Raw genomic sequence first — 12,564 nt, 5'->3', positions numbered from 1 at the left:
TTATTTTGAAAGGGTGAGCTTTCTTGCTTTTAGAACAAATCATTAACGGAATAACACTCGGAAGCATTTATGCGATCGTTGCCCTTGGATTTACGCTTGTCTTTGGAGTACTAGGTATCCTTAACATGGCCCATGGCGAGATTTTCATGATTGGTGCTTTTATAGGAGTGTTAGTAACAAGCGTATTAGGCTTACCACTGTGGGTAGCCTTTCTTTCAGCGGTAATTGTGACTGCTATCTTAGGGTACTTGTTAGAAAGAATTGCACTTCGCCCCCTACGCGGTAAACAGGGAGTTTCTCATCTAGCCCCATTGATCAGTACGATTGGGGTTTCCATATTATTGGAGAATCTCTCCCATCATTTATTTGGCGCAGGTAATCATCCGTTCCGACATTCTTTTGCACAAATTCAAATTCAAGTAGGTTCAATTACAATTTATTTAGTACAAATTTTAATTTTTGCTATTTCTATTACCTTGATGGTTGTACTTTCCTACTGGCTCGCTAAAACGAAAGCTGGAAAGGCATTACGTGCGACTGCTGAAAACTTAGAGACTGCCAGTTTACTAGGTGTGAATACGAAGCGAACCATTACAACTACCGTCATACTGGCATCCGCTCTAGGTGGAATTGCTGGAATTCTAGTAGGCATGGCCTTTAACTCTGTTAACCCTCAGATGGGCTTATCCATGGGTTTAAAGGGTTTAGCCATCATCATTCTAGGAGGAATGGGAAATGTAAAGGGTGCGATGGTTGGAGGATTACTCCTTGGTCTTTCAGAAACAATGATTGTTGCCTATGGAGACTCCGGATACAGAGATGCTGTTGCATTTATCGCCATTATTTTTATCCTTCTCATAAGGCCACAGGGTATTTTCGGCAATAAAACCGCTGAGGCAGGAAGGTGATGATGACATGCTAGGAGAAATCTTAAACCCATACCATCTACAAATTATCTCTTTCATTCTTATCAATATTATATTAGGGATAAGCATTTACATAACGCTTTCCTCTGGACAATTATCTTTAGGAAATGCAGGCTTCATGGGTATCGGAGCCTATACGTCTGCACTACTGACTATCAACTTTGAGGTTCCTCTGTATATAAGTATTATTTTAGGCGCTTTAGTTGCAGGTGCTTTTGGGGTTCTAATCGGTATACCTGCTCTAAGGTTAAGCGGGGTTTACCTAGCTATAGCAACATTAGGCTTTGGGGAAGTAATTCGAGTAATCTTTGTAAACTGGGACTCTGTCACGAAGGGCTCGGTTGGATTGTCAGGTATACCCCATCTTGGTAGAGAGCTTTTTCAATTTTTAAGAGACTTAGGCTTTGACCCAGATATGCTTGGTCTTAAAAACAATCAAGCTATCTATTTAATAGTTGTACTTGTTTTACTAATAATTACTATTTCCATCATTTGGTTCTTTATCAGACAGAACAAGTCACGTGTAGGCAGAGCATACGCTGCTATTAAAATGGATGAAAAAGCCGCGGAAGCGATGGGTATTAATATCACTTACTACAAAGTACTGTCCTTCACCCAAGGAGCTATTTTAGCAGGCTTCGCAGGCGCTTTATATGCCCATGTATTAGCTTATATTAGTCCAGCAGATTTCGCTTATCACCGTGCAATAGATATTTTAATATTCTCCATTTTTGGCGGAAGTGAGGTTATTTGGGGAGCAATATTCGGCGCAACCTTTATGACACTTCTTCCAGAAGCATTGCGATTCATCAGTGAATATCGATACATGATTTACGGAATAATTCTTATTTTGTTGATGGCTTTCCGCCCTCAAGGAATTATAGATGTCCCCGTATTAAATTGGCTAAAGAGAACATTTACATTTAAAAGGAGGGACTCCAATGGTATTAGAGCTAAAAAATATAACTAAAAACTTTGGTGGTATCTCTGCTTTAACTGATGTTTCTTTCCAAATCAACGAAGGAGAGATATTCGGCTTAATCGGCCCTAACGGTGCTGGTAAAACAACTATGTTTAATGTAATTACGAATATGTTCGCCCCTACCTCTGGGGAAATTCTTTTTCTCGGAGAAAATATTTCTGGTATTAAGCCACATAAAATCACTGATAAAGGCATCTGTCGTACGTTTCAAAATATAAGGTTATTTTCTCAAATGTCTGTTTTGGAAAATGTTTTAGTAGGTGCCCACTGTCGAAATAAATCTGGTGTTTTAACAAGCGTACTTAGAACCAAATCTCAAAAGCATGAAGAAAAGAGTAACCATGAAGTCGCTTTAGAATTACTAGAGTTAGTAGGTCTATCTAGATATGAAGATACCATTGCAGAAAATTTAGCTTACGGTCAACAACGAAGATTGGAAATTGCCAGAGCCTTGGCAAGTAATCCAAAGCTTTTATTATTAGACGAGCCAGCAGCTGGCATGAATGAAACAGAAACAGAGAATTTATTTGATTTGATCAAAAAGGTTCAACAGCGTGGAGTTACTGTTTTATTGATAGAGCATGACATGCCTTTTGTTATGAAGCTTTGCGACAGAATTACCGTTTTAAATTTTGGGAAGAAGCTTGCTGAAGGTACTCCAACGGAAATACAAAACAATCAAGATGTAATTGAAGCTTACCTCGGCTCAGAGGAGGATGAAGAAATTGCTTAAGGTATCTGGTATTGAAACATTTTATGGGAAAATACAGGCTCTTAAAAATGTGAACCTAGTAGTAGAGCAGGGGCAGATTGTAACCCTACTTGGTGCAAATGGCGCTGGGAAAACGACTACGATGAAAACAATTGCCGGTCTGTTAAAACCGCAAAAGGGAACAGTTGAATTTTTAGGAGAAAACATTACAGGTATGAGACCAGATCAGCTTGTTCGAAAAGGTATCGCCCTTGTTCCAGAAGGGCGAGCTATCCTTTCTACGATGACCGTTCTCGAGAACCTAGAAATGGGAGCTTTCCACAGAAATGATAAGGACATAAAAAAGGATATCGAAAATGTTATGCAACAATTTCCTATTTTAAAAGAACGTGAGGACCAATTAGGAGGCACCCTTTCTGGTGGTCAGCAGCAAATGCTTGCTATAGCTAGAGCTCTACTATCTAAGCCGAAACTTTTGCTATTGGATGAGCCTTCTATGGGTCTTGCACCTTTAATCGTAGCGGATATTTTTAAAATGATTCGTGAAATTAAAGATAGCGGTACAACCGTTTTGTTGGTTGAGCAAAATGCGAAGCAGGCTCTTAAAGTAGCAGACTATGGTTATGTCATGGAGACAGGAAAAATAATTATTAACGGTGAAGCGAGTAACCTACTGGAGGACCCAAGAGTTGTCGAGGCATATTTAGGGAAAAAAACTAGTTAAATTTTGAAAGGATGATATGTATGACCAGTTCTATTTCTCATGTGGAACTACCACATTCTATTTCTCTGTTAGAGCAAATGGCTTCCAAGTCTATTGAAAAAGGGCCGTTTACCTATGTCCATAGCGGAGCCGGCAATGAAAGCACGCTTCGTGCCAATGAGGCGGCCTTTGAGGATTGGTATATCGTGCCCCAGTATTTGAATGATGTGAGCTTCAGGGACACTTCAGCTACTTTACTAGGCACTACCTTTCCTTCCTCCTTTGCACTTGCACCAATCGGCGTTCAAAGTATTTTTCATCCAGAGGGTGAGCTGGCTTCAGCACGGGCTGCTGCAGCTTGTGGAGTACCCTTTATAGCTAGCACATTATCCTCTTATCCTTTAGAAGATATTGCCGCCAACCTAGGAAACACCCCTCGTTGGTATCAGTTGTATTGGTCAAACGATGAAGAAATGGCGATAAGTATGGTGCGTCGAGCAGAAAAAGCAGGATACTCGGCTATTGTAATAACGATTGATACCTCTCTTCTTGGTAATAGAGAGCGTGACTTGAATAATCGTTATTCTCCTTTAAAATTGGGAAAAGGAGCTGCAAACTACTTACACGATCCTGTTTTTCAAGGTAGGTTTGCTAGTCCTCCTTCTGCAGACGATCCAGAGGTCATCAAGAATATTGTAGATATTATCTTTAATCCTTCATTAACATGGGAGAATCTCAAAACTATTAAGGAGCATACAAAGCTTCCTATTTTGCTTAAGGGTATTCTTCATGAGGGAGATGCAAGAAAAGCTTTACACCACGGAGTCGATGGAATTATAGTCTCAAATCATGGAGGCAGACAGCTAGATGGATGTATTTCATCACTAGAGGCCCTCCCATCCATAGCGGAAATCGTCCAGGGGAAGATTCCGGTATTATTGGACAGCGGGATAAGACGGGGCTCTGACGTCGTAAAAGCAAAGGCACTTGGAGCAGATGTAGTTCTACTTGGCAGACCTTTTATTTATGGCCTAGCTGTTGCAGGAGAACAAGGAGTAGAGCATGTTTTACGTAATATGATTAATGATATTGATGTAACTTTAGCTTTATCTGGGTTTGCCTCGATGAAAGAGGTCAACTCCTCTCTTATTAGAAGAAAGAAATAAGTTTAGTCAGAATAGCTAAAGGCAAGAATGCTGAAATCATGCATTCTTGCCTTTCTAAATTATATGGTTATAAGTTAGAATTCTGTGAGAAGTTGGCCGATTATCAGCTTTAATCAATAGTAAACGTCCTATTCAGCCAGATTTTCTCCAAATTTAAAGCAGCTCTATAAAATATCGTTAATACGTTGAACATAAGGCTCTTTATCATAGGCAGAGTATAGCAGGCTTGCTACGCGTATTGGGTCTCCAAAGAAAAATCGCTCATATATAGTTTGCCTCGTACCGAATGGACTCATCGTGAGATCCCAGGCTAGTCGAAACAATTTTACCCGCTCTACAGCAGAGGCAGCCTTAGCCTGCATATAATGATCGAGATCCTTTCTAATGGGTGAGTTAAAATCATTTTCTGTTGGAATAGACATAAGCCCGCTTGCTCCTAATAGCTGAATGATTTCTGTCAGCCTTGGGTAGATACGCGGAAAAATAGTAATAGCTGCGTGCAATGTTAATCGATCTGGCTCCATGAGTCCGAAACTATTGACCTTCGCTTCCACCTCCGATTTCATTAACAGAGCTTTTAATGATTCCAATGCGACGATTACCTCTGTCGCCTTTTCCTGCACGTGCTGGTACTCTGCTATATTAATAGTTTTAATAATTGATTGTACAATTCCTAGGACAAATTCAGTTTTAATAATCTGTCTAGCTATCACCTGATGAAGGGAGAACGAGTGGAAGGAGCTACTAATCATAAAGTCATTTGCAACGGTCGTATCATCATAAAAAAATACACGCTCCCAAGGGATTAACACATTATCAAAGACTACAATGGTATCCATCTCTTCATACTTGGAGCTAAGTGGATAATTGAAGGTTGACTCGCCACCAACTAGTGACTCACGACATATAAATTTTACTCCCTTCGTATTACTTGGGATAGAAAAGCAATAGCCCTTTCCTTCCTCTAATGAAGAACCTGTAGAGAGTACTAATATTTCATCGGTAATTCCACCCTGTGTAGCAAGAAGGCGCGCACCTTTTATAATGATTCCTTGATCATTTTCACCAATAACCTTTGCCGCAATCGGCTCCTCTGCAGTTTCTAAATAGTAATACGCTCGATTCACTTGGGGCTCGATAAAGCTATGAGTCAAAGTTAAATCATTTTCTCGTACATATTCATAGTAAGATTGGAAATACTGAGGGAAACAGTTTTTTTTGTCTTCTAATAATTTAACAGAAGAGGCAAATGCCATTAAGGTCGTATTCATATAATCAGGACTTCTACCCATCAATCCATGAGTTACTCGAGCCCATTCCTGCACCATCATTCGTTTTTTTGCCAAATCTTCTTTTGACTTGGGCTCCAAAAAGGACAAACCTACTAAATTTCCCGTGGTTGGCGAAGCATAGGTTAATATTTCTTTGTATTGAGGGTCATGCTGCATATCAAACAACGCCGCCTGGGTCTTCATAATGCCTTTGAACGCCGGGTGCTCTGATATATTGCCTGTTACTTGCTTTCCATCAATCCATACTTCAGAATTCAACCTATTAATGCGATCTATATACTGTTTTCCATTAATTGCAGGCATAAACACACTCCTAAATGTAACTTCAAATTATTTAATTTATCTGCTTATATTATTATTTTTTTTCTCAATTGGTGACAAAGAATAAGGGGTATCATTTGACTTACTAAATTCAGTATTCTAGGATAACTATTCAAGGAATAATTTTTTCATAATTATAAATAGTGATGTATTCTCTAAATACAATTAAATAAATAATAAAGGAGTCATGCAAAAATGAAAAAGTTATTAGTTGCTATGGTAGGTTTGTCACTACTTGCCGGTTGCTCCGATGGACAAGAAAAAGCTACAGATGGCACACTAACCGAAAACAGCTCTAAAGCAGAACTACCAAAGCAAAACCAAGTACTAAAGGACTTCCCTGAATACCCAATTCTAGATGACATTATTGATTTACAAGTATATGTGGCAGATATTGAGACGGATAACAAAGGGTCACGAATAATTTTCTTTGAAGATTCTGATGGCAATAAAACATATAAAAGTGTTTTTGTTAAAGACGAGAATTATTTAAAAGTCATTCAGCTTAATGATGAAGGCATTCTTTACAATGAAATATTATAAAAAACAGTCCCCGAATTCCCTCGGGGACTGTTTTTTGTATTCAAGCTATAATATTTCATTAAAGTAGTCATTCTTCAATTATCCGTGTTTTATCGGCAAAGTGGATTTTATGATATTATTTCTTAATCAGAGCTTTGCTTTTAAAGTTTTTCCCATTTGATTAATGTAAGTAGTAATGCCATCAAACGGATTATCTATTGTTTTTCCATGACAAACCTCTAGCTGTTTCGGCATTATATCATTTATGGCAGAAATTCCGCTTTCTGTGGCCTGCTTCATATCTCCAGTAAACATTGGCATAGGTTGATGCAGTTTTCCATTGCGCGTCGTAAATAAATCTCCGGCCAAAAGAACATCATCTAGCTCATGGTAGTAAACCACATGCCCTGGGGAATGACCAGGAGTATATACTGGCTTAAGTGCTCCTACATTTTGAAGCTCTCCTGCTACTTCATACAAAGACTGTGTCAGTCCGTTAGGAAGATTCTGCTCGAGCTTCTGTCGTCTTGGGTAGAGTATTTTGCCCTCCGCATACGGAATTTCTTTTGCGTGTGCAAATACCGGAACTTCCTTCCCCTTTACAATGTGCTCAACTGCACCCACATGATCTGCATGCCCATGCGTCAATACTATTCTTTTCAAGGGTCCAGCGTTTAGCTGTTCAATAAACCCCAATATTCCCTTAGCCATTTTTGGTAAGCCAGCGTCCACTAACGTAACACCGTCCTCCTCCACCACTACCCATACTTGAACAGGTATAACTAGCCATATCATCCAAGATCTTATGCTCCAAATATTTTCTGAAATCTGTTTAATCTTCAATTTTTTCTCCCCCTATATATTTCCCCTTCATACCCTCTAACATAATCTCTACTGCTAAATCGAATGTCGGAATCAATCTTTCCATTAGCACTTCAAGCGGCTCGTGCTGGTAGGAATAGGTGCTAAGTATGCCATTTAAATTAAAATAAAATATACGAGAATAGGCTAGAATTTGCTGTTCTGATTTAATTTGCAGACAATTTGTAACAGCTGTTTTTAACAAATTAAATATAGAAAGACGTAATTTATTTATTTCCGTCACCGGCTCTTCATCTACCCTAGAAGACATTTCGTTAAAAAATATGCTATACATACTTTTGTTTTGTAGGCAGAAGTAAATATATTTTTTACTAATTATCTTTAACTTTTCTTCTACTGATAAATTCGTTTGTTGAAGCGTTTGTTCCATTTGAATGTATAAATCATTCAGATGTGGCATGGACAACTTGTAAAGAAGAGCCTCTTTATCCTTATAATAAAGGTAAATAGTGGTATGAGAACATCCGGCCAGCTTTGCAATTTCTCGTATGGTAACAGCATCATAACCCTTTTGAGAAAATAATTTCTCTGCTGCATTGATAATTTCTTTCTTTGTTTCGTCTGAACGTGCACTTTGTCTATTTGTCATCTAATCACCCCAACTAACCATTGGTTATATTATAACCAATGGTTAGTGTTGTGTCAAAAATTGCTCTAAAGTCCTTTAAGACCTCAGAGCATTTTCTCTGCTTATAAATGGGAGGAGCTAAAAACATAATCTTTGTCTACGCCTGTAAGGTTACTCCTCTAATGTCTCTTGTTTCTCTTCTCCTTTAACAAAATAGCTAATTGTGTTACGCTCTGTATCAATTTCGATAGCTTGGTCCACATCTACGGCAAGTCTATGCTCAACAATTACTTGTTCATCTGTTTTAGAGTATTTATAAGTTGCTAGTGTTTTATTTTTATCGTCACTTTCTTGTGTGATGAGTAGCTCAGATCCATTATTAAATGTTATTTTATCGTTTAATATTTCTATTTTCATATTGTTTTCGATAGGTATGTTTTGTGAGATTGCCCACTTTTCCTCAGTCTCATTATACTTCCCTATTAGTAGGCCTTGGGGTTCCTCTTTAGCTTGCGTATAAGGAATAACGACTTCTGGAATAGTATCCTCGTCAAATTGAACAATTACTGCTTGTCCAAATTCTGGCTCAGTTAGTTCATTTTCCTCCCACCATTTGCTTTGGTTAGATAATGCTAGCCATTCTTCATCTGTTACCTCAAGTGAGAACTCCTCATCTTCAACAACTTCTTTCTCACTTCCCTCAACATCGTTATCTTTCTTCACTGTTGTCTCTTCATCTGAGCAGGCTGCAAGTAGTAAACTAAGTGCAGCTAAAAATAATACTTTTTTTAACATACTAGACCTCCTTTAAAAGATGAATGTGCGTAACACTTTGTGTTTAATAACAAAATTCGACATTCATTTTATCTATATAGCCTAAAAACATGGCTGATAAACTCAATACAGGAAAATTTAGTATTTAACTGATTAGAAACATGAATTTTAGATATTCATTCATTTTAAGAACCTTCTTTGAAGAACCACTCATAAATAAGACCAAATCACGAGTGAGTTGGCCTTAGAAGAGTTAAATTATTGCTTTTAGGAAGAAGTTACTTGCCCGCCGTTTACGTGAAGTGTTTGGCCAGTTACAAACCGAGAATCATCTGAAGCTAAATAAACAAAAGTAGGTGCTAGCTCAAATGGTTGACCCTGCCGCTCCATAGGATTGCCAGCTTGTGTGACCTCATCTGCAGAAAAGCTAGCTGGGATCAGTGGTGTCCAAATTTTTCCCGGAGCAATTGCATTGACTCTAATCCCTTGGCTTACTAGGTTATTTGCAAGTGCCCGAGTAAACCCTACATTAGCAGCTTTAGTAGCGGTATAGTCCATCAAATGCTTATGTCCCTCATATGCTACGACTGAGGCAGTTCCTCCATAATGGAGAAGGGTTTTCTGAAGTTATTTAATAGGAAAGCCAGCCTGCATCTGCTGTTATGACAGTTCCATTAACAAAGCTTGAATCGTCAGAAGCAAGAAATAATGCTACAGTTGCTATCTCTTCTGATTTACCCATTCTTGGATTGTTGCCCATTCCTAATCGAATACGCCCCATTCCTTTTTCACTCACACTCGTCATAGAATTATTTATGTTAGTTTCTACCCCACCCGGTGCGATTGCATTACAGCGAATGCCTTGGTCCGCATACATATATCCAGTATTTTTAGTGAACCCCACTACTGCATGCTTAGAAGCAGTATAAGCACCGCCAGCTCTAGATCCTTGCAGTCCACCAACAGAGGCTACATTGATAATAACTCCCTTTTGCTTATCTAAGAAGATTGGTAATACCTTACGTGTGGAACGCATGACACTCGTAGTATTAACTGAAAATATTCTTTCCCAGTTGCTATCTTCGATATCCCCAGCAGGCTCAAAGTTGTCCATTATACCTGCGTTGTTCACTAAAATATCAACAGTACCATACGTATTTACCGTCGTATCAATCAGATTTTGAATATCATCTTCCTTTGCAACATTCGCAGTTATGGCTATTGCCTCTCCACCATTTGCTTTAATCTCGTCGACAGTAGCCTTCGCCGTCTCTTCGTTTAAATCCGAAACAGCGACCTTAGCCCCCTCTTTAGCATAGAGAACTGCAATCGCCTTTCCCATACCTGAACCCGCACCTGTTACTACCGCTACTTTGTCTTGAAGTCTCATTCCAACTACCTCCTCGGTTTGATTGAATGCGCTTACATTATTGTTTTAGTAGTTCACAAATCATCTCTTACTAGCTTTAGTTTAGTTAAAAAAATCCAATTTTACAATAGATAACCTGTGAACATTTTTGAAAAAATTAAACGTTTTTAATTTAATTCATAGAAAAGCCCAAAGACGAATTAATCGTTTTTGGGCTCTCCAACTTACGCTTTTTGTTCAGGCTCCTCTACAGGATCACTTATTAAGCTTGCTAAAACGTGAACGCGTAAAATCATTCCTTTCATCGTTCCTTCCTCGTCTGTTACAACAAGAGGATACTTAGAATCGAGGACTTGCTGAATCAAGTCTTGTACATATTCTTCAGGATGGACTGTATTCACATCCTTTGACATTGTTTCTTGTAAGGATTTCTTCTGCTTCATGCCCTCGATAGCCTGGTCAATGGTAATGATACCTTGCAACTGACGCTTTCTGTCTACCACAAAAGCACTCGAGTTCCCATTCTCTCTCATCACCTGGATTGCAACATTTAGTCCATCCTTTAATGATACTAATCCGTTGGGCTTAGACATAATATGCTCTGCTTGAAGAATTTTAGTGCGATCAATATCTCGTATAAACTCTGATATATAGCTACTTGCCGGATTTTCCAGAATCTCTTCTGGAGTGCCAATTTGCTCAACTTTTCCGTTTTTCATAACCGCAACACGGTCCCCAATTTTAAAAGCCTCGTTGACATCATGTGTGATGAAGATTATTGTCTTTTGAAGGCGATTTTGGATATCAAGTAGCTCTAGCTGCATTTCTCTACGGATTAATGGGTCAAGTGCACTGAAGGGCTCATCCATTAATAGTATATCTGGATCGTTAGCAAGTGCTCTGGCGATGCCTACTCGCTGGCGCATACCTCCAGAAAGTTCATCTGGATATTGGTTTTCATAACCTTTAAGACCAACTGTTTCTAAATGTTTCTGAGCAATTTCCTGGCGCTCGTTCTTAGACATTCCTCTTATCTCTAAACCATACTCAATATTTTCTAATACCGTACGATGGCTAAACAGCCCAAAATGCTGGAATACCATAGCTATTTTCTTTTGACGATAGTATTTTAACTGTGTCTTATTGTAATCCACGACATTTTCTCCATCGACGTATATAGCGCCAGAAGTAGGTCTATTCAATAAATTTAAACAACGAATTAGGGTAGACTTACCACTTCCTGATAACCCCATAATCACGAAGGTCTCTCCCTCCATGATTTCCATTGAGGCATTGTACACTCCGACCGTATGCCCTGTTTTAGCTAATATCTCTTCCTTTGGTACACCCTTCTCTACCATCGGAATAATTTTTTTAGGTCGAGACCCAAAAATCTTCGATACGTTTTCTAATTTTAATTTTACTGTCATGCGGCATCCCTCCTATGTTTCTGAAGGCGATTCGCAATTCCTCCGGTAACGCGGTCGATGATAATCGCTAGGAAAACAATACTGATCCCAGCTTCAAAACCTAGTGAGATGTCTATTCGGTTAATTGCAAAGAGTACTCGTTCTCCAAGTCCCTGCGCACCAACCATAGAACCAACAACCGCCATTGCTAGCGCCATCATTGTTGTTTGATTTATACCTGCCATAATTGTAGGTAAGGCTTGTGGTAGTTGTACTTTCATGAGCATTTGAGAGGAAGAGGAGCCGAATGATTGTGCAGATTCTACAATCTCTTTATCTACACTTCGGATACCTAATTCTGTTAAACGGATTACTGGTGGTAATGCATAAATGATTGTTGCAATAACTGCTGGTACATTTCCGAGCGGAAAGAAGAAAATTACTGGTATTAAGTAGACAAAGCTTGGCATTGTCTGCATCGCGTCTAATATCGGACGCATGATTCTGGACATTGATTTACTAAAAGCCATTCCAACTCCTAGTGGTATGCCTATAACAAGAGACAAAATTACGGAGATTAAAACGATGGAAATGGTGGTCATTGTTTCTGGCCACAAATCAAAGGATCCAATTAAGAAGATAAATGCTGCATATAGCAGTCCTCCATATAGATTATTAAAAAACCATCCAATTAAAAAGATGATAACAATAAATAACCACCAAGGAATTGCTAGTAGACCCGCCTCAAGACCTTTAATCATGGAAGACGAGATGATAAAGATAAAATCAAAGAATGCATCAAAATTCATGGCAAGAAAATCCACGAATTTCTCTACTACATCCCCTATTGGAAATCGTACGTTTGGAAATTCTGTCATAGAATGGGACTGTAAAAGTACAGCCACAACCACCTTTCTTTAGTTAGATTAAGTAATGAA

General features: G+C 38.8%; 13 protein-coding genes and 1 pseudogene. 6 read left to right on the top strand and 8 right to left on the bottom strand.

Going from position 1 to position 12,564, the window contains the following annotated elements:
* Positions 1-23 precede the first annotated feature (23 nt).
* From ACQKNZ_RS00780 to ACQKNZ_RS00760, 5 genes are read left to right on the top strand one after another with little or no spacing between them, the layout of a single operon-like run.
* Entirely contained in the window at positions 24-908 is an 885-nt protein-coding gene (locus ACQKNZ_RS00780; RefSeq protein WP_144538405.1) for a branched-chain amino acid ABC transporter permease, read from the top strand.
* Between the two features lie 7 nt (positions 909-915).
* Positions 916-1,896, top strand: coding sequence for a branched-chain amino acid ABC transporter permease (locus tag ACQKNZ_RS00775; protein WP_144538404.1), 981 nt, complete (start codon positions 916-918; stop codon positions 1,894-1,896).
* Positions 1,868-2,641: an ABC transporter ATP-binding protein gene (locus ACQKNZ_RS00770; protein ID WP_144538403.1), complete on the top strand. Its 774-nt coding sequence runs from the start codon at positions 1,868-1,870 to the stop codon at positions 2,639-2,641. Before ACQKNZ_RS00775 ends, ACQKNZ_RS00770 begins: the two co-directional genes overlap by 29 nt.
* Positions 2,634-3,344: an ABC transporter ATP-binding protein gene (locus ACQKNZ_RS00765; protein WP_144538402.1), complete on the top strand. Its 711-nt coding sequence runs from the start codon at positions 2,634-2,636 to the stop codon at positions 3,342-3,344. Before ACQKNZ_RS00770 ends, ACQKNZ_RS00765 begins: the two co-directional genes overlap by 8 nt.
* 20 nt (positions 3,345-3,364) lie before the next feature.
* Positions 3,365-4,489, top strand: coding sequence for an alpha-hydroxy-acid oxidizing protein (locus tag ACQKNZ_RS00760; protein WP_427657503.1), 1,125 nt, complete (start codon positions 3,365-3,367; stop codon positions 4,487-4,489).
* 164 nt (positions 4,490-4,653) lie between these two features.
* On the opposite strand, the gene hpaB is transcribed toward ACQKNZ_RS00760, so the two are convergent.
* Positions 4,654-6,084, bottom strand: a complete 1,431-nt coding sequence (gene hpaB / locus ACQKNZ_RS00755; protein WP_427657501.1) for a 4-hydroxyphenylacetate 3-monooxygenase, oxygenase component — start codon at positions 6,082-6,084, stop codon at positions 4,654-4,656.
* Positions 6,085-6,297: 213 nt separating this feature from the next.
* On the opposite strand from hpaB, the gene ACQKNZ_RS00750 reads away from it, so the two are divergent.
* A complete protein-coding gene (locus ACQKNZ_RS00750; protein ID WP_151111668.1) occupies positions 6,298-6,645 on the top strand; it encodes a hypothetical protein in 348 nt (115 codons plus the stop codon).
* Positions 6,646-6,771: 126 nt separating this feature from the next.
* Here the strand turns inward: ACQKNZ_RS00750 and ACQKNZ_RS00745 are convergent, their stop codons facing one another.
* From ACQKNZ_RS00745 to ACQKNZ_RS00715, 7 genes and pseudogenes are all read right to left on the bottom strand, one after another.
* A complete protein-coding gene (locus ACQKNZ_RS00745; RefSeq protein WP_427657499.1) occupies positions 6,772-7,467 on the bottom strand; it encodes an MBL fold metallo-hydrolase in 696 nt (231 codons plus the stop codon).
* Positions 7,457-8,095 (bottom strand): TetR/AcrR family transcriptional regulator, encoded by a 639-nt coding sequence (locus ACQKNZ_RS00740; RefSeq protein WP_427657497.1) that lies wholly within the window; start codon positions 8,093-8,095, stop codon positions 7,457-7,459. Before ACQKNZ_RS00740 ends, ACQKNZ_RS00745 begins: the two co-directional genes overlap by 11 nt.
* Before the next feature lie 150 nt (positions 8,096-8,245).
* Entirely contained in the window at positions 8,246-8,869 is a 624-nt protein-coding gene (locus ACQKNZ_RS00735) for a hypothetical protein (RefSeq protein WP_427657495.1), read from the bottom strand.
* A gap of 246 nt (positions 8,870-9,115) precedes the next feature.
* A pseudogene (locus tag ACQKNZ_RS00730) lies at positions 9,116-9,445 on the bottom strand (SDR family oxidoreductase); the annotation flags it as partial.
* A 34-nt stretch (positions 9,446-9,479) separates the two neighbouring features.
* The gene (locus ACQKNZ_RS00725; protein WP_151111674.1) at positions 9,480-10,238 is read right to left on the bottom strand and encodes an SDR family oxidoreductase; all 759 of its coding nucleotides are present in this window, start codon (positions 10,236-10,238) and stop codon (positions 9,480-9,482) included.
* Positions 10,239-10,441: 203 nt separating this feature from the next.
* Positions 10,442-11,647, bottom strand: coding sequence for a quaternary amine ABC transporter ATP-binding protein (locus ACQKNZ_RS00720; protein ID WP_144538393.1), 1,206 nt, complete (start codon positions 11,645-11,647; stop codon positions 10,442-10,444).
* Positions 11,644-12,504 carry an ABC transporter permease gene (locus ACQKNZ_RS00715; RefSeq protein WP_144538392.1) on the bottom strand — a complete coding sequence of 287 codons (861 nt, stop codon included), beginning with the start codon at positions 12,502-12,504 and terminating at the stop codon, positions 11,644-11,646. Before ACQKNZ_RS00715 ends, ACQKNZ_RS00720 begins: the two co-directional genes overlap by 4 nt.
* Positions 12,505-12,564: the final 60 nt, after the last annotated feature.

This window comes from Psychrobacillus sp. NPDC093200, from assembly GCF_050280345.1.
Classification (GTDB): domain Bacteria; phylum Bacillota; class Bacilli; order Bacillales_A; family Planococcaceae; genus Psychrobacillus; species Psychrobacillus faecigallinarum.
Note: the sequence above shows the minus strand (reverse complement) of the source record. Positions and strands in the feature narration are given on the sequence as shown.

Coding starts and splice junctions, on each gene's coding strand:
- ACQKNZ_RS00750 (WP_151111668.1), top strand. CDS start 6,298: ATGAAAAAGTTATTAGTTGCTATGGTAGGTTTGTCACTACTTGCCGGT.
- ACQKNZ_RS00720 (WP_144538393.1), bottom strand. CDS start 11,647: ATGACAGTAAAATTAAAATTAGAAAACGTATCGAAGATTTTTGGGTCT.
- hpaB (WP_427657501.1), bottom strand. CDS start 6,084: ATGCCTGCAATTAATGGAAAACAGTATATAGATCGCATTAATAGGTTG.
- ACQKNZ_RS00775 (WP_144538404.1), top strand. CDS start 916: ATGCTAGGAGAAATCTTAAACCCATACCATCTACAAATTATCTCTTTC.
- ACQKNZ_RS00725 (WP_151111674.1), bottom strand. CDS start 10,238: ATGAGACTTCAAGACAAAGTAGCGGTAGTAACAGGTGCGGGTTCAGGT.
- ACQKNZ_RS00735 (WP_427657495.1), bottom strand. CDS start 8,869: ATGTTAAAAAAAGTATTATTTTTAGCTGCACTTAGTTTACTACTTGCA.
- ACQKNZ_RS00770 (WP_144538403.1), top strand. CDS start 1,868: ATGGTATTAGAGCTAAAAAATATAACTAAAAACTTTGGTGGTATCTCT.
- ACQKNZ_RS00740 (WP_427657497.1), bottom strand. CDS start 8,095: ATGACAAATAGACAAAGTGCACGTTCAGACGAAACAAAGAAAGAAATT.
- ACQKNZ_RS00760 (WP_427657503.1), top strand. CDS start 3,365: ATGACCAGTTCTATTTCTCATGTGGAACTACCACATTCTATTTCTCTG.
- ACQKNZ_RS00715 (WP_144538392.1), bottom strand. CDS start 12,504: ATGACAGAATTTCCAAACGTACGATTTCCAATAGGGGATGTAGTAGAG.